The 15,194-nt window shown below is 62.8% G+C and carries 14 protein-coding genes and 2 pseudogenes; 13 read left to right on the forward strand and 3 right to left on the reverse strand.

The window, feature by feature from the left end:
- The first annotated feature begins 162 nt into the window (after positions 1 to 162).
- The 9 genes and pseudogenes from motA to CRO07_RS07550 form a co-directional block, all read left to right on the forward strand.
- Positions 163 to 1,032 (forward strand): flagellar motor stator protein MotA, encoded by an 870-nt coding sequence (motA, locus tag CRO07_RS07510; protein ID WP_097030068.1) that lies wholly within the window; start codon positions 163 to 165, stop codon positions 1,030 to 1,032.
- A complete protein-coding gene (locus tag CRO07_RS07515) occupies positions 1,033 to 3,075 on the forward strand; it encodes a hypothetical protein (RefSeq protein WP_097030069.1) in 2,043 nt (680 codons plus the stop codon).
- A gap of 68 nt (positions 3,076 to 3,143) precedes the next feature.
- Positions 3,144 to 3,827, forward strand: coding sequence for a lytic transglycosylase domain-containing protein (locus CRO07_RS07520; protein WP_097030070.1), 684 nt, complete (start codon positions 3,144 to 3,146; stop codon positions 3,825 to 3,827).
- A 6-nt stretch (positions 3,828 to 3,833) separates the two neighbouring features.
- Positions 3,834 to 5,903 (forward strand): flagellar biosynthesis protein FlhA, encoded by a 2,070-nt coding sequence (gene flhA, locus CRO07_RS07525; protein WP_097030071.1) that lies wholly within the window; start codon positions 3,834 to 3,836, stop codon positions 5,901 to 5,903.
- On the forward strand, positions 5,900 to 6,673 hold the full coding sequence (locus tag CRO07_RS07530; RefSeq protein ID WP_097030072.1) for a flagellar biosynthetic protein FliR: 774 nt from the start codon (positions 5,900 to 5,902) through the stop codon (positions 6,671 to 6,673). Before flhA ends, CRO07_RS07530 begins: the two co-directional genes overlap by 4 nt.
- Positions 6,670 to 7,749, forward strand: a complete 1,080-nt coding sequence (gene flhB / locus CRO07_RS07535; protein WP_097030073.1) for a flagellar type III secretion system protein FlhB — start codon at positions 6,670 to 6,672, stop codon at positions 7,747 to 7,749. The genes CRO07_RS07530 and flhB overlap by 4 nt, the downstream gene beginning before the upstream one ends.
- Positions 7,746 to 8,072: a hypothetical protein gene (locus CRO07_RS07540; protein WP_097030074.1), complete on the forward strand. Its 327-nt coding sequence runs from the start codon at positions 7,746 to 7,748 to the stop codon at positions 8,070 to 8,072. The genes flhB and CRO07_RS07540 overlap by 4 nt, the downstream gene beginning before the upstream one ends.
- A gap of 202 nt (positions 8,073 to 8,274) precedes the next feature.
- Positions 8,275 to 8,484 (forward strand): annotated as a pseudogene (locus CRO07_RS07545) (transposase); the annotation flags it as partial.
- Between the two features lie 178 nt (positions 8,485 to 8,662).
- Positions 8,663 to 9,968 (forward strand): annotated as a pseudogene (locus tag CRO07_RS07550) (IS5 family transposase); the annotation flags it as partial.
- A 99-nt stretch (positions 9,969 to 10,067) separates the two neighbouring features.
- Here CRO07_RS07550 and CRO07_RS07555 read toward each other — a convergent pair.
- The 3 genes from CRO07_RS07555 to CRO07_RS07565 are packed head-to-tail and all read right to left on the reverse strand — an operon-like array spanning position 10,068 to position 11,506.
- On the reverse strand, positions 10,068 to 10,631 hold the full coding sequence (locus tag CRO07_RS07555) for a MotE family protein (RefSeq protein ID WP_097030075.1): 564 nt from the start codon (positions 10,629 to 10,631) through the stop codon (positions 10,068 to 10,070).
- Positions 10,628 to 11,014 carry a hypothetical protein gene (locus tag CRO07_RS07560; protein ID WP_097030076.1) on the reverse strand — a complete coding sequence of 129 codons (387 nt, stop codon included), beginning with the start codon at positions 11,012 to 11,014 and terminating at the stop codon, positions 10,628 to 10,630. The genes CRO07_RS07555 and CRO07_RS07560 overlap by 4 nt, the downstream gene beginning before the upstream one ends.
- A gap of 9 nt (positions 11,015 to 11,023) precedes the next feature.
- The gene (locus tag CRO07_RS07565; protein WP_097030077.1) at positions 11,024 to 11,506 is read right to left on the reverse strand and encodes a flagellar basal body-associated FliL family protein; all 483 of its coding nucleotides are present in this window, start codon (positions 11,504 to 11,506) and stop codon (positions 11,024 to 11,026) included.
- Between the two features lie 79 nt (positions 11,507 to 11,585).
- Here CRO07_RS07565 and fliF point away from each other — a divergent pair, with 79 nt between their 5' ends.
- From fliF to fliP, 4 genes are read left to right on the forward strand one after another with little or no spacing between them, the layout of a single operon-like run.
- Positions 11,586 to 13,214: a flagellar basal-body MS-ring/collar protein FliF gene (fliF, locus tag CRO07_RS07570; protein ID WP_097030099.1), complete on the forward strand. Its 1,629-nt coding sequence runs from the start codon at positions 11,586 to 11,588 to the stop codon at positions 13,212 to 13,214.
- Positions 13,214 to 13,807 (forward strand): FliH/SctL family protein, encoded by a 594-nt coding sequence (locus CRO07_RS07575; RefSeq protein WP_097030078.1) that lies wholly within the window; start codon positions 13,214 to 13,216, stop codon positions 13,805 to 13,807. Before fliF ends, CRO07_RS07575 begins: the two co-directional genes overlap by 1 nt.
- The gene (locus CRO07_RS07580) at positions 13,800 to 14,066 is read left to right on the forward strand and encodes a FliM/FliN family flagellar motor switch protein (protein ID WP_097030079.1); all 267 of its coding nucleotides are present in this window, start codon (positions 13,800 to 13,802) and stop codon (positions 14,064 to 14,066) included. The genes CRO07_RS07575 and CRO07_RS07580 overlap by 8 nt, the downstream gene beginning before the upstream one ends.
- Complete coding sequence (gene fliP, locus CRO07_RS07585) at positions 14,066 to 14,782, forward strand: flagellar type III secretion system pore protein FliP (RefSeq protein WP_097030080.1); 717 nt, start codon at positions 14,066 to 14,068, stop codon at positions 14,780 to 14,782. The genes CRO07_RS07580 and fliP overlap by 1 nt, the downstream gene beginning before the upstream one ends.
- Positions 14,783 to 15,194 lie beyond the last annotated feature (412 nt).

Consider the following 15,194-nt stretch of genomic DNA (forward strand, 5'->3'; position numbering starts at 1 on the left):
CTGTTGTCATCGCCTGCGCCAGATCGTCGAAGCAGGCCGCATGGGGTACCGGCGAGGCGCTCGCGTTTCGGCCGGATCGTTCACGCCCTCAACCGGGCATCCTGAAGGGATTTTTAATCTTTTCCTGCCAGCGTCCGGTCCACGGTTGAAATGGAGTGCGGAATGTTCGGGATCGTCGGCATCGTCGTGATTTTCGTAATGGTGTTCGGCGGATACACATTGGCGGGCGGAAAACTCGGGATCATTATCAAGGCGTTGCCGTTTGAGATGATTATGATCGGTGGCGCTGCGACGGGCGCCTTTCTGCTTTCGAATGACCTTGCTTCAGTAAAGCAGACGCTGAAGGATATAAGCAAGGTGTTCAAGGGGCCGCGCTGGAAGCCGGCCGATTACCGCGACCTTCTATGCCTTCTTTTCGAGCTTGTCAGGATCGCGCGGGTGAACCCTGTAGGTCTTGAAGAACACATTGAAAACCCCGAAGAATCATCCGTCTTTTCGCGCTATCCCAGGATCCAGCACGATCATGAGGCCATTGATCTGATCTGCGATACGCTGCGGGCGGCTTCGATGAACTATGACGATCCGCACCAGGTCGAGGAGGTGCTCGACAAGCGGATGGAAAAGGCTCACCTGCATTCGATGCATTCCAGTCATGCGCTTCAGTCGATGGCTGACGCCTTGCCTGCGCTTGGGATCGTCGCAGCAGTTCTGGGTGTGATCAAGACGATGGGGTCGATCGATCAGCCCCCTGAAATTCTTGGAAAAATGATCGGCGGTGCTCTGGTCGGGACGTTTCTTGGGGTGTTCCTCGCCTATGGGATCGTGGGCCCGTTCTCGGCGCGCGTGAAGACCGTGGTCGAGGAAGACGGGCATTTCTACAATCTTATTCGCGAAGTTCTGGTCGCGAATCTGCACAACCATCCCGCAAACATGTGTATTGAGGTGGGCCGCCAGAATACGCCCCATCACGTCCGTCCAAGTTTTACCGACCTGGAAGAGGCTCTGCGTGCACTGAAGCAGGAGGCCGCATAAATGATACCGCGCGGCGCGTTTCTGGGGCTGGTCCCACTGCTGGCTGTGGTCGCGTCGCCGCTGATCGCTGCCAATGTAGCAATCAGAACAGGAGAGCACCCAGGTTTCACGCGGATTGTCGTTGATGACCCGAAAATTCAAGGCTGGCAGGTTGGACGGTCACCGGACGGTTATATTCTGCGATTGATGCCCGAAGGCTTCGGTTTCGATCTGGCGAACGCATTTCGATCCATTGGCCGCGATCGACTTGCCTCCATTCGGGTTGATGATGCAGGGCAATTGCATCTGGGATTGGCTTGCAACTGTCATGTGATGCCGCGCGAAATCAGACCAGGGGTCATTGTTATCGATATTCAGGACGGCTCGGCTCCTGTCGGGTCCATCTTTGAAAACAGTCTGCCCGCGGCGGGCGCGCCACCCATCGCCGGGCTTCGTCCACGTCCGAGGCCCGTGGCCGAATCGAAACCTTATGATTGGCGCGCTGTCGAGACGCCGACGAAGCAGCTTGAACCTGTAATTCAAGAGCCGGCACTCGAAGCCATGCGAATGTCGCTCATCGAGCAACTCAGCCGCGGCGCCGCGTCTGGTGCTGTCGATTTCGTCGCGCCGCCCACTGTTGACGAAAGCCCGACAGACGCACTTCCGCCCCAGATGCAGATACTGCCTACGCCGGGGTTCGATCCCGCCTCTGCAGATCGGCTGCCTGAAACACTGACGGCCGCGGGATCTGACTGCGTATCCGATGATCGGCTCGCCATTGCGACCTGGGGCAACGACCAGCCTGTCGCCCAACAGATGGCCGCTGCCCTTGCCGGCCTGAGTGGCGAATTCGACGAACCTCGCCCTGAGGATCTCGGCATCGCAATCCGGTTCTATCTTTATCTTGGGTTCGGTGCAGAGGCGCGCCAGTTGATGCATGCGTTTCAGGCCAGCGATCCCGACCGCGAGCTTTGGGACTCTCTGGCGCAAGTGCTTGATGGAAAAAGAAACCCAGAAGGTCCGCTCGCCGGGATGGCGGGATGTGACACCGCCGCTTCGCTCTGGTCGGTGCTCGCCCAGCCTCCGGTTTCGGGGCGCTCGTTGAACAGCCCCGCAGTTTTGCGCAGCTTCTCGGCGCTTCCGGTGCACCTGCGCCGCCACCTCGGCCCGCGTTTGGCCGAGGACTTTCTGACGTTTGGCGATGCTGCAAGCGCCCGATCCGTGCGCGATGCGATGATGCGGGCTCCCGGCGATGCGGGTGTGGCGGCACATCTTGCAGATGCCCGTCTCGATCTGGCTGAGGACGCCGGAACATCGCTTGAAGACCTCTCGAATATCAGTCGGCGAACGGGTCCGACTGGCGCCGAGGCGCTTGCTCTTCTCACTCTTGAGCGCATTGGCAGGGGTGAGGTGCCGCCAGGTGCGGATCTCACGACAATGGCGGCGTTGCTTGCGGAAAACCAGGGAACCGAGGTCGGCGCCCGCCTCGGGCATGCCTACCGGCTTGCACTTGCCGCTACCGGCGATTTCGAGACTGCCTTCAGGCGGTCGGATCTCGCGCCGACGATAGAGCCTGAAATCTGGAAAATACTTGCAGAGCGAGGCGCAGACAGCGCGATCCTCGCTCATGCCGTAATGGGCGCAGACAAGCCCCGGCCAGAGCTTCCAGACGCAACCCGACAGATGCTGGCCGAGCGCCTGCTCGCCTTGAGTCTTTCCGGGCCGGCAGACTTCTGGCTGCGGGATGGGCCGAAGCTTCCGGCCGAGGCGGCTCGTTTGGAGGTGCGTGTTCTGCCAACACAGGGCGCGGATGCTGTTGCGCCAGACATTCGATCGCCTGTTGTGCAGGAAGATCCGGCATCTCGTCCGTCGGCTAGTTCGTCGGGCGCGACGGAGGATGTGACGCAAACGCCAGAGACCGATCTTTTGACGGGGGCCGGGTCGTCGCCGCAGTCTAAAGGAGATGGGGATTCTGGCCCGCTCGCGCGGAGCCGCGCGCTCATTTCGGAAAGTTCAGCCGCACGCGCGCGGATCGAGGCGCTTCTGCGCAATCCGGATCGCTGAGTCGGTAACCGGATCGTAGGATTCGTCCGCGATGCTCGCCGGTAACCGGAACGAAGGGTGAAACCCTGATGAGGATTGCCGTCGTGAAACGATTGGCCATATTTGCCGGCCCGCTCGCGTTGGCGGTAACTATCAGTGCGCCCGCCGAGGCGAGTGCCCGTGATGCCGGGCTATGTGAGCAGGCGGCAGTCCGCGCCGCACGTCAAACCGGTGTCCCTCGTGACGTGCTGCTCGCGATCACGCTGACAGAGACGGGTCGTGCAACCGATGGCGGTCCCCTTCGGCCATGGCCTTGGGCCGTCAATGTCGCTGGGCAGGGCCACTGGTTCGCCAGTCGTGAAGAGGCCGTTGGCTTTGCCGAAGATCACATCCGCAATGGCTCAAGCAATTTCGACGTCGGCTGCTTCCAGCTAAATCATCGCTGGCATGGTGGCGCTTTCACCTCGCCCGACCAGATGTTCGATCCCGAAGCCAATGCGCTTTACGCGGCAAGCTACTTGAAAACCCTCAAGGACCGATCTGGCGACTGGGCCGAGGCCGCCGGCGCCTATCATTCCGCAACGCCTGCGCTGGCCGAGCGTTACAGAAGCAGGTTCGATCAACTTTATTCCCGACTGAGCGATGACGCCACGCCAGCCGATCAGTTTCTTGTCCGCACGAACCGTTATCCATTGTTGCAACTTGGTGACGCGGGATCGACCGGCTCCCTCGTGCCGCTCGCGGCCTCGGCGCGTCCTCTGTTTGGAAAGTGATCCAAGATGCCCTCGATTTCCGTGCAGAAACTGTTCCAACCTACGGTCCTGCTGGCCCTTGCCTTGATGGCGGTCATTATCATGATGATCCTGCCGGTGCCGGCCTGGATGCTCGACCTTGGGCTGGCCCTGTCGTTTTCGCTTGCCATCCTGATGTTCACGGTCACGCTTTTCATTGAGCGTCCGCTGGAGTTCTCGGCCTTTCCAACAATCCTGCTTGCATCGCTGATGCTGCGGCTGTCGCTGAACGTATCATCGACCAAACTCATCATCGGCAATGGTCATACCGGAACGGCCGCCGCGGGCCATGTGATCGAAGGGTTTGCCGCCTTCATCATGAATGGCAGTGTGATGATGGGTGTGGTCATCTTCTGTGTCCTGCTCATCGTGAACTTCATGGTCATCACGAAGGGCGCCGGGCGGATGGCAGAGGTTGGCGCGCGTTTTGCGCTGGATGGAATGCCCGGCAAACAGCTTGCCATCGACAGCGACATGTCTGCCGGCGCGATCGATCATGCCGAAGCCAAGCGCCGGCGCGAGGTCGAACTTGCCGAGACCAATTTCTTCGGCTCGCTGGATGGTGTTTCGAAGTTCGTGAAGGGCGATGCGGTGGCAGGCCTTCTTATCACGGCCCTCAATATCGTGGTCGGCTTGCTGGTCGGTGTGTTGATTCATGGCATGCCGCTTGGCCGTGCCTTTGAAACCTATGCGATTCTTACCATTGGCGACGGGCTCGTCAGCCAGATTCCGGCGGTCATCATCTCGATCGCGGCGGCGCTGCTTCTGGCGCGCGGGGGAACGACCGGCGCCGCCGACGTGCCCTTTTTCGAGCAACTCGGACGCTATCCGGGCGCTCTCGGCACGGTTGCAAGTCTGATGGCGGTCTTCGCGCTGGTTCCCGGACTTCCCTTCCTGCCGTTCATGGTTGCGGCCATTTCCCTCGCGGCGCTGGCCTATGCCGGCTGGAAACGGCAGGCCCGACCGGCCGCCGAACCGGCTGCCGAGCCCGAGCCCGCACCTCAGCGCCCCTTGGGGGATGTGCTTGATTTCGACGATATCCATATCGAATTCGCGCCAAATCTGGTCGGGATGGTGCTGGATCCCGCGACGGGGCTTGATGCGCGGATCACGAACATGCGTACCCACATTGCCAGTGCCTTCGGTCTGATCCTGCCCGAAATTCGCGTCACCGATGAGGCCATGCTGCCGCCCGGCACCTACCGCATTCGTCTTCAGGGGGTCGAGAGGGTGCGGGATCGGCTGGTGCCGGACCGCGTTCTTGTTCTTTTGGGCGATGGAGAGGCGCCCGCGGGCGTCGATGTGCGAGAGCCGGTCTATGGCGCCCCCGCGCGCTGGATTATGCCTTATCATCAAGAAGATGCGGCGCTTGCGGGGTTGACGGTGGTCACGCCGGCCGAGGTTCTGGCGACGCATCTGCTTGAGGTGATGAAGGGCAACCTCGCGCGGCTTCTCACCCTGAAGGGGCTGCGGCGGCTGCTGGACGAATTCGTGAATCTCTCGGATCGCGCAAGGGCCGAGGCGAACCGGCGGCTTCTGGATGAACTTGTTCCTGATCGCGTGCCGGTTGATCTGCTGCTGGCCGTGCTTCGGCTGTTGCTGGAAGAGCGGGTCTCGATCCGCAACCTGCCGCTAATTCTCGAGGCGATCTCGGAAGCGCGGTCGCTTGGCACGGCCGAGGCGATCTGTGAACATGTGCGCCAACGTCTTGGTTTCCAGATCGTTGCCGAACTGCGGCGCGACGACGGGACGATTCCTCTGATTCAGCTTGCGCCAGAGTGGGAAAAGGCGTTCGTCACCCATCAGATCGAAGGCGAGCGTGGTCTGCGCGACGTGGCGCTTCCACCCGAGGCGTTCAGCCGTCTCGCCAACGGTCTGGCCGACCGGATCGCCCGGGCGTCGGACAATGGCATTCAGCCAGCACTTGTTACCTCGACCCTTCGGCGGCGGTTTCTCAGGACGGTGGCTTCGGCGAAGGGGTTGATGGTGCCGGTGCTGTCCTATGACGAAATCGGCGCCGAAGCGCGCGCCTCGATGGTCGGCACGGTTCCGGCATGACGTTTCAGGAAAGCCTGACCGAGTTGGTTCTTCTTGCGCAAGAGGCGTTTCGTGCGGGTTTTATGGTCTTCCTTCGGATCGGCGCGGCCATGGCACTTCTGCCGGCCTTCGGCGAGATGGTCGTTCCGCAGCGTATCCGGCTTGTGCTGGCCCTTGCCTTCAGCGCCATCGTCTTTCCCGCAGTCCAGACGCGCATCCCCGATTTTGACGGCTCGCCCTACTTTCTGCTGACCGAGACTGCCGCGGGCCTGCTTCTCGGCATCGGGATGCGCCTTTTCGTTCTGGCGCTTCTGACTGCGGGAACGATTGCAGCACAGGCGATGTCGCTTTCGCAACCTTTTGGCGGCCCGTCGACCGAACCGCAGCCTGTGATCGGCAACCTCTTGGTCATGGCGGGGCTGGCGCTGGCGGTCGCGAACGGCTTGCATGTCAGGGCGGCCGAACTTTTCATCCTTTCCTATGACTTTCTGCCCGCGGGGCGTCTGCCGCTGGCTGCGGATGTCTCGGCCTGGGGGCTTGACCAGATCGCCCGCACATTCGCGCTGGCCTTCACCTTGTCGATGCCCTTCGTCGCGGCTTCCTTCATTTTCAACATCGCACTGGGCGTAATCAATCGGGCGATGCCGCAACTCATGGTCACCTTTGTCGGGGCGCCCGCACTCACTTTTGGTGGCCTTTTTCTTCTCTCGCTGGCAGCTCCGGCCGCGCTCGCGCTCTGGCTCGAGGCGTTGCATGGCTTTCTTGCCTCGCCTTTCGCGGCAAAGCCATGAGCGGGCCGGACGACGACCAGGAAAAACCGCATGAGGCATCCCAGAAGCGGCTCGATGATGCCCGCCGCAAAGGTGAGATCCCGCGCTCGCAGGATCTTGCGACGGCGGCTGGCTATGGCGGCCTTTTCGTCGTCATCCTCGGGCTTGGGGGCGTTATTCTTCGCACCTCAGGCGAGATCGGTATGGTCCTTCTTGGTCAGGCCGACCAGATTGCGCCGCAGCTGATGGCCGGGGCGAGGGCCCCGATGGGGGGGCTGATGGGGCAGATTGGTCTTTCGCTGGCGCCGCTGTTTCTTCTGCCGGCAGCAGCCGTTCTGGCCGTTCTTGCAGTCCAGCGTGCTCTTGTTTTTGCGCCCACCAAGCTTAATCCCAAACTCGATCGGATCTCGCCGCTCGCTGGTTTTCGCAATCGCTTCGGCCGCAATGGACTGTTCGAATTTGCCAAAAGTTTCCTGAAGCTTGTTGCGGTCAGCCTGCTTTTTGCGATCAGCATGATGCGCCACGGCCCGGAAGTGCTCGACATGCTGCATATGGAGCCAGCACTCGCCGCTGTCCTTATGTTCCGCATGATGATGGAGTTTCTTCTGCTTGTCGTCCTGTTCTCGGCGGCGGTCGGCGGCCTCGACTATCTCTGGCAGCGGGCCGAGCATCTGCGTCGCCACAGGATGTCGCGCCAGGAATTGGTCGACGAATCGAAGGATTCCGAGGGCGATCCCCATGTGAAGGCGCAAAGGCGCAGGCGGGCGATGGATGTGGCAACCAACCGGATGCTTCAGGATGTCGCGAAATCGGATGTCATCGTGGTGAACCCCACCCATTATGCGGTGGCATTGAAGTGGAAACGCGGCGACCGACGGGCCCCGGTTTGCGTGGCAAAAGGCGTCGATGAGATCGCCGCTCGCATCCGCGAACGTGCAATCGAGGCCGGCGTTCCGATCCATTGCGATCCGCCGACCGCCCGCGCCATCCATGCGACGGTCAAGATCGGGGACGAGATCCGACCCGAGCAATATCGGGCTGTGGCGGCGGCAATCCGGTTCTCGGAAGCGATGCGTCGGAAGGTGCGGGCGAAATGAACGGCAAATCATTAGAGAAAATGGAAAGTATCGCCAGTCTCATGCTTGACATGCGTCTTGCTGATCTGGAACGCGCCGCCCGTGCGCGACAGGAAAGCATCGACTTGCTGCGCGGACTCGAGGTTCCGGCGGCTGACGATATCGACCCGCTTCTCGCGGCACGGCTGTCTCTGCGCTATCAGATCTGGGCCGATGGTCGACGAGCCGAGATCAACCTCGCTCTTGCGCGGCAGACAGCTGACTGGACGATGAAGCGCGACACGGCCCAACAGGCCTTTGCGCGCTCCGAGGCTCTTCGGCTGTTAAAGCAGAAGCATGCATAGGGTGCCTGAATGCGCAATGCGCGGGTTCCAGGCCGTTCATTCCATGAGCGTTCCGCCACCCTCACGAACAAATTGCGTAAGCGGTGGCTCCAGGAGCATCTCGATCGTAAGCGCCGCGCCGATCCTCTCCTGTCCGTGATCTGCCGAACGTGCGAATGATCGGGTGTTTTTCACGGGAGTGGACGTCAAAATGGACGGCTATATGGACGTCTCGCCGGATGGCTTTGCGGGGCGGATCGAGGTGGTTGAGGGTCCGTCGGGTCGGCGGCGGTGGAGCGATGAGGAGAAGGCCCGGATCGCCTCCGAGAGGTATCGCCCCGGCGTTCATGTCGCCGATGTTGTGCGGCGTTACGGGGCGAAGCGGTGGCAGATCTGCGACTGGCGCCTGCGCCTGACCAAGGGGCTGCTGGCACTTGCTGCCGACGTGGGGCCGATTGTTTTCGAACAGAATGTGCTTTGGCGGACTTGGTCGTCCGGCCTGAACAACGGCGAAGTGGTTGATGCATCGATAGAAACTGGAGGTTTCTGTCGCCATGGCCTGCAGGATTTCATAGGATTTAGCCCAGAACCCTGCAATTTCGGCTCACCGCATGAAGCACCGCTCCCGTCCTCCCGAGCAGAACGATCTCTTCCGACCGCGCCTCGTCGACATGATCGACCTGCGCCACGAGCTGGTCGCGTTGGCGGCGCTGATCGACTGGGAGTTCTTCGAGCGCGAATGGGCCGGGTTCTTCCCGTCCACGACGGGTCGGCCGGCGACGTCGCCGCGGCTGGTGGCTTCTTTATCTGCAGCACGCGTTCCGGCTGTCAGACGAGGCTGTGGTCGCGCGCTGGGTCGAGAACCCGTACTTCCAGCACTTCACCGGCGAGACCTTCTTTCAACACCGCCCGCCGATTGACCCGACATCGCTGATCCGGTGGCGGAAGCGGATCGGGGAAGAGGGGGTCGAATGGCTGCTGACAAAGACCATCGAGGCCGGGCGGAAGTCGGGCACCGTTGATGATGCCAGCCTGGACGAGGTGGCGGTCGATACCACCGTCATGGAGAAGAACATTGCGCACCCAACGGACTCCCGGCTCTACGCGCGGGCGCGCGGCCAACTGGTGGATCTGGCCCGGGAAGCGGGCATCGATCTGCGCCAGACCTATGCGCGCCTTGCGCCACGGCTGGCGGCGCAGGTCGGCCGCTACGCGCACGCGAAGCAGTTCCGGCGCATGCGCAAGGCGTTGAGAACGCTGAAGGGCTACACCGGCCGCGTGATGCGGGACATCCGCCGGCAGATCGACGAGATCCCCGCAGGGCCGCTGCGCAAGCGGGTGCTGGACAAGCTCGTGCTGGTCTCGCGGCTGCTGCACCAGCGGCCGAAGGATCCCGGCAAGATCTATTCGCTCCATGAGCCCGAGGTCGACTGCATCTCAAAAGGGAAGGCCCGCGTCCGCTACGAGTTCGGCACCAAGGTCACCGTGGCCACCACGCTGACGGGTGGCTTCGTGGTCGGCATGCGCTCGCTGCAGGGGAACCCCTACGACGGCCACACCCTCGGCGAGGCGCTGGAGCAGGTCAGCATCCTCACCGGCCACCCGCCGAAGCGGGTTGTCGTCGATCGCGGCTACAAGGGCCATGGAGTTCAGCACACCCAAGTCCTGATCAGCGGCACCCGCCGCGGCCTGACCCCGGCGTTGGCGAGGGTGCTCCGACGGCGCAGCAGCATCGAGCCCGAGATCGGCCACATGAAGACCGACGGACGGCTGTCACGCTGCTTCCTGAAAGGCACCCTCGGCGACGCCCTCTTCGCCGTCCTCTGCGGCTGCGGCCACAACATCCGCAAGATCCTCGCCCATGTGAGGGCTCTTCTTGCCGCCGTCATCGCCCTCGTCCTGGCGATGATCCGGCAGGCAGGAGCGAACCGACAGATACCGTCATGCCGCGGCCTGATCGCGTTGTTCAGGCTGAACTTGGTAAAGAAATTGCTCAAGCAGACAGCAACGTCCTCGTCATTCGGTAGGGACGAGGGCGTTGCGGCCGGCGAGAAGCACACTTACGCTGTAGGCTGCTTCGGCAGACATGCCTGACATCACGGCCGCCGCTGCTTCGGGGCGCATGCGCCCCACGAAGCCCGCTGCGAACTCGGGCGCCATCGCTTCGAACAATGCGGCCGCCTCTTTCGGCTTCATCGTTTCGTAAACCGATGTGAGGCGTGCCAGATCGCCTTCGGCGGCGCCGTCAGCGCGTGCGAGGGTCTCTGACAGTTCGGCCTCTGCCTCTGCCAACTCGGTCAAACGTGACTCGATCGCCGTCTCGGCAAGGTCGAGTGCAGCGCGGCGTTCTTTCAGCGCATCTTCCTGCGCGCGGACCTCCGATTCGCGGTCGCGCAGCGCCTCGGCCAAGGCAAGTGGCGGCTCGGGGCAATTCAGAGGGGCGCCGTCCGTCGCCGCGTCGGGCGCACGGGCCATCGCCACACCCAAGCCAGAGCCAAGCCGCATTGCCCCCGACGAGGCGAGCAGCAGCGCAAGAACAATCAGGGCCCCGCGTCCCTTGGGCCGAAACCGACCGCTCATGCTTCAACCTCGGCGTCTTCGCGAAGGCTGCGCCGCCGGACGAAACGAAGCCGCCGGTCGGCCTCGGGTTCGAACTCGGCCCGCGCCTCTGCCGGTGTGTCCGGCAGGTCGTGCATCGAGGCGAGCAGAAGATCCAGCCGGGAGGCGACGGATTCGGCCCGTCCCGTCAGGGCTTCAAGCGAGCTTGCCGAAATCGTGGCCGCGGCCCGTGCCTTGTCAAGCGCGCGGGTCATGTCGTCGACCTGTGCCGACAGGACGGCAATCGCACCGCCCATTCCGCCTTCCAGCGTGGAAAACCGCCGCAGGCGCTGGGACAGAACATAGCAATAAAGCGCAGCCCCAAATGCACCGCCAGCCATCAGGATGTCCGCGATGAGTGTCATTCCGACCTCCTAGTTCAGCACGAATTCCGTCACCAGAAGGTCGCGCACGCGGCCCTCTCCGGTGACGATCTGGATACGGCGCAACATCTGCGCCCGAAGCTCGACCAAGGCGGCTGGATCTTCCAGCCGCGAGATTTCGACCGCTCGAAGATAGCCGTTCAGCACATCCAGGATGCGTGGCATCAGCAGCGCGACCTCGGACGTGTGGTTCGCACCCACCTCAAGTTGGGCGGCAAACCTCAGGTGCGACATCGACGCGCCCCGCCCCAGGCTGATGACGATCGGCTCCACCGGAACAAAGGCAAGATCAGGCAGCGGCGTCACCGCTGGCTCTGTGACCGTCTGATGGTCGGACGACCCGAGAATCAGCCCCGACCAGGTGGCCCAGAACCCCCCGCCGCCCAGCAAAAGCGCCAGCACGAGTCCAAGGATCAGCGGAAGCTTCGACCGCTTCCGTGGCGCTTCGGGTTGCTGTTCCGTGGCATCTGCCATGATCGTCTCCGTCCCTTCGATGTCCGTTCTATAAACCGGATCCTCCTAACCGATTGTTAAGCCACATCCGGCATTGCTGATGCGGCAAGGCAGAAGCCAGCCACTTTCGGAGACCGATGTGCAGAACCTGATTTCGATGTGGAGCGCGCTTGATGGCCGGAAACGCGCGGTGGTCGCAGGGGCGACACTGGCAATGTTTCTTGCCGTTTTCGGCCTTTCGCGGCTTGCCGGGCAACCCAGCATGGCGCTGCTTTACGCCGGCCTTGAAGGCCAGGCTGCCGGAGAGGTGATTGCCGCGCTTGATGCGCAGGGCGTCGCCTACGAGGTCAGGGGCGATTCGATCCATGTCGATGCAGGCCAGCGGGATCAGGTTCGCATGACGCTTGCGGCCGAGGGCCTGCCGGCCTCTGGCGCTGCGGGTTATGAACTGCTTGACGGTCTGTCGGGGTTCGGCACGACATCGCAGATGTTCGATGCGGCCTATATGCGGGCCAAGGAAGGCGAGCTGGCACGGACGATTCTCGCCACGCCGCAAGTGAAGGCCGCGCGTGTTCACATTGCCCGCGCCCCGGCGCAACCGTTCCGGCGGGACGAACGCGCCACTGCAAGCGTGACGGTGACAACGTCAGGCGGCACGTTGACGCCGGAACAGGCCAGTGCCTTCAAGCACCTGGTGGCCTCGGCCGTGACCGGCATGAAGCCCGAGGATGTCTCGGTGATCGATAGTGTGGGCGGGCTGATCCTCGCGGGCACTGATCGCGATGCGACAACCTTGGCTGGCGACACACGCGCCGCCGAGATGCGGCGCAATGTCGAGCGTCTGCTTGAAGCCCGCGTCGGACCCGGTCGGGCCGTCGTCGAGGTCAGCGTGGATGTCGAAACCGCCACCGAAACGATTGTGGAAAAGAATTTCGATCCTCAGGGCCGGGTGCAGATCTCGTCCGAGACCCAGGAGCGCACCAGTTCTTCGACGCAGGGTTCGCCGGATGTCACCGTGGCCTCGAACCTGCCCGAAGGGGATGCGAAGGGCGGCGATGGCGGAAAAAGCAACTCGAGCGAAACCCGCGAGACGGTAAACTTCGAGGTGTCCCAGACCCAGCGGGAACTGTTGCGCCAACCGGGCTCGGTTCGACGCATCACGGTGGCGGTGCTGGTGGATGGCCTGAAGACGACCGGCCCTGACGGCACAGTGTCCTGGCAGGCGCGCCCTGAAGAGGAGCTGGCCGTTCTGCGCGAACTGGTCGGTTCTGCGGTCGGGCTGGACGAGTCGCGGGGCGACCGGCTTACACTGCGGTCGCTGGCGTTCGAGGCGCCGCCGGACGCAGGAACGCTGGCCGAGGCGGGGCTGTTCTCTTCGCTGGGCACAGTCGATGCGATGACCTTGGTGCAGATGGCGGTGCTTGCCCTTGTGGCGCTGATCCTTGGGTTGTTCGTGGTCAGGCCGGTGCTGACCAATGCGCCGCCAAGCCTGCCTGGTCCAGCAACCCCGCTGGCACTGCCGGGGCTGGACGATACGGGGCTGGCGCTAACCGGCGAGATCGACGACGGCACCGACATGCCGAACTTCGCAATGATGACCTCCGATCCACTTGAACTGGAGGACGACCTTGATCCCGTGGCCCGCCTCCGCCGCCTGATCGAAGAACGCCAGGCCGAATCGGTCGAGATCCTGCGCGGCTGGATGGAACCGCAGAGGGAGGGCTCGTGATGGCGCTGCGTCTGGAAGTGTTCGAGACTGAAACCGAAGAACCTGGGGATGTCATCGTCACCGATGCCGCCACGCTCGAGGAAGGTCGACTTGCCTCTTACGAGGAAGGCTACCGTGCGGGATGGGAGGATGCGGCGACCGCTCAGGCGTCAGAGCAGGCACAGCTTCGCGCCGACCTTGCGCGGAACATGCAGGCGCTTGGCTTTTCCTATCACGAGGCGCGTGTGCATGTTTTGCGGACGGTCGAACCGCTGATCGCCGCGGTGGTGGGCCGCCTGCTGCCGGAAATGGCCCGCGAGTCGCTTGCGCCGATCGTGCTGGAAACGTTGATGCCGCTTGCCGAACAGATGGCTGATGCCCCTGTCACCCTGTTGGTCAACCCCGCGTCGCGCCCCGTCGTCGAGGCATTGCTGGAGCAGGCGACCGGCCTTCCCATCACATTGGTGGACGAGCCCACGCTTAGCGACGGCCAGGTGTCGCTTCGACTTGGCGCCGCGGAAACGCGGGTGGATCTGGATCACGCCGTGTCCGAGATTTCCTCGGTCGTCCGCCGTTTCTTCGACCTCACCGAACAGGAGATCCGTCATGGATGACTCGGAAACCAACCCTTTCAGCCAGGTGCCGATCGAGATCAGCATCTCAGTCGGACGAGCCAGGCCGCAGGTCCGGGAGCTGCTTCGCCTTCAGCGCGACGCGGTGTTGCCGCTTGATCGCAGAGTGGACGATCCGGTCGAGCTTTATGTGGGTGATCGGCTGATCGCGAGGGGTGAGCTGACCGAACTCGACGGGGAACAGGCCGGTCAGCTTGCGGTCCGCCTTACCGAAGTGGCCAATCTGAGGGGCGGACTCTGATGCGATTTCTCCTGCCCGCGTTCGTCTGGCTTGTGTCGGTACTGCCGGCGGCGGCGCAGGATTTTTCGCTTGCCCTGGGCGATGGTGGATCACTTTCGACCCGTAGCATTCAACTTATCGTTCTGATCACCCTGCTCAGCCTGGTTCCGGCGCTGGCTGTCATGGTGACCTGCTTCCCCTTCATTGTGACGGTCCTGTCAATCCTTCGCCAGGCGATCGGTTTGCCGCAGGCCCCGCCGAACATGCTGATCGTCAGTCTGGCGCTGTTCCTGACCTGGTATGTCATGGACCCCGTCTTCACCGAAGCCTGGGCCCGAGGCATAGGCCCGCTGACCCGGAACGAAGTCGACCTTCAGACCGCCTTCAGTGCGGGAATGGCGCCCTTCCGAACCTTCATGGCGGGTCGACTCGACGGCGATACCTTTGCCGCTTTGCAAGCCCTGCGGCCCGGCGAAAACTCTGCACCGCTCGATTCGCCGCTCTCGCTTCTGGTGCCGTCCTTCCTTTTGTCCGAGATCCAGCGTGCGTTCGAGATCGGCTTTCTGATCTACCTTCCGTTTCTTGTCATCGACCTTGTGGTCGCCGCCGTCCTGATGTCGATGGGGATGATGATGGTGCCACCGGCAGTCGTCTCCATGCCGTTCAAACTGGCATTCTTCGTGGTCGCTGATGGCTGGAGCCTGGTTTCCGGCGCGCTGGTCCGAAGTTATTTCTGAAGGCGGCGGCCCGAAGCCGGAATGGTTTCCGTCCAGTGACTTCCTGGAACCGCAGCACGCGAGGCGCCTGTTTCCGTCTCGGCAACCGGCGCCGACACCTTCGCCTCGATCGCCGCGACTATGAGTGCGTCCCCCCGCGCGAGGTCGTGGCGTCGCAACGTCATCGCCTTGGCGATGGTGTCAATCGGCTTACAAAACTGACCCCGGATCGGCGCCCAATTTTCACCCCCCGGCTCCGCGAGATCAGGGCCTGAGCCGACGGAACGGTCAGGTTGTGGAGGCGGCTCAGGCGGCTCTGTTGCACAAATCGGCTGAGGGCAAGAACTCCCCTTTCACCGGACAGACTTATCCCTTGGCCTCAGTGCTGGGTGTGCCGAGGTCGGTGAAGCGGTTGAGCACGGCGACACGGATC

It is taken from the genome of Cereibacter ovatus (assembly GCF_900207575.1).
Classification (GTDB): domain Bacteria; phylum Pseudomonadota; class Alphaproteobacteria; order Rhodobacterales; family Rhodobacteraceae; genus Cereibacter_A; species Cereibacter_A ovatus.

What these genes read in the sequence shown, in the direction of transcription:
- motA (WP_097030068.1), top strand. Translation starts at nt 163, where the DNA reads ATGTTCGGGATCGTCGGCATCGTCGTGATTTTCGTAATGGTGTTCGGC.
- CRO07_RS07515 (WP_097030069.1), top strand. Translation starts at nt 1,033, where the DNA reads ATGATACCGCGCGGCGCGTTTCTGGGGCTGGTCCCACTGCTGGCTGTG.
- CRO07_RS07520 (WP_097030070.1), top strand. Translation starts at nt 3,144, where the DNA reads ATGAGGATTGCCGTCGTGAAACGATTGGCCATATTTGCCGGCCCGCTC.
- flhA (WP_097030071.1), top strand. Translation starts at nt 3,834, where the DNA reads ATGCCCTCGATTTCCGTGCAGAAACTGTTCCAACCTACGGTCCTGCTG.
- CRO07_RS07530 (WP_097030072.1), top strand. Translation starts at nt 5,900, where the DNA reads ATGACGTTTCAGGAAAGCCTGACCGAGTTGGTTCTTCTTGCGCAAGAG.
- flhB (WP_097030073.1), top strand. Translation starts at nt 6,670, where the DNA reads ATGAGCGGGCCGGACGACGACCAGGAAAAACCGCATGAGGCATCCCAG.
- CRO07_RS07540 (WP_097030074.1), top strand. Translation starts at nt 7,746, where the DNA reads ATGAACGGCAAATCATTAGAGAAAATGGAAAGTATCGCCAGTCTCATG.
- CRO07_RS07555 (WP_097030075.1), bottom strand. Translation starts at nt 10,631, where the DNA reads ATGAGCGGTCGGTTTCGGCCCAAGGGACGCGGGGCCCTGATTGTTCTT.
- CRO07_RS07560 (WP_097030076.1), bottom strand. Translation starts at nt 11,014, where the DNA reads ATGACACTCATCGCGGACATCCTGATGGCTGGCGGTGCATTTGGGGCT.
- CRO07_RS07565 (WP_097030077.1), bottom strand. Translation starts at nt 11,506, where the DNA reads ATGGCAGATGCCACGGAACAGCAACCCGAAGCGCCACGGAAGCGGTCG.
- fliF (WP_097030099.1), top strand. Translation starts at nt 11,586, where the DNA reads ATGCGGCAAGGCAGAAGCCAGCCACTTTCGGAGACCGATGTGCAGAAC.
- CRO07_RS07575 (WP_097030078.1), top strand. Translation starts at nt 13,214, where the DNA reads ATGGCGCTGCGTCTGGAAGTGTTCGAGACTGAAACCGAAGAACCTGGG.
- CRO07_RS07580 (WP_097030079.1), top strand. Translation starts at nt 13,800, where the DNA reads ATGGATGACTCGGAAACCAACCCTTTCAGCCAGGTGCCGATCGAGATC.
- fliP (WP_097030080.1), top strand. Translation starts at nt 14,066, where the DNA reads ATGCGATTTCTCCTGCCCGCGTTCGTCTGGCTTGTGTCGGTACTGCCG.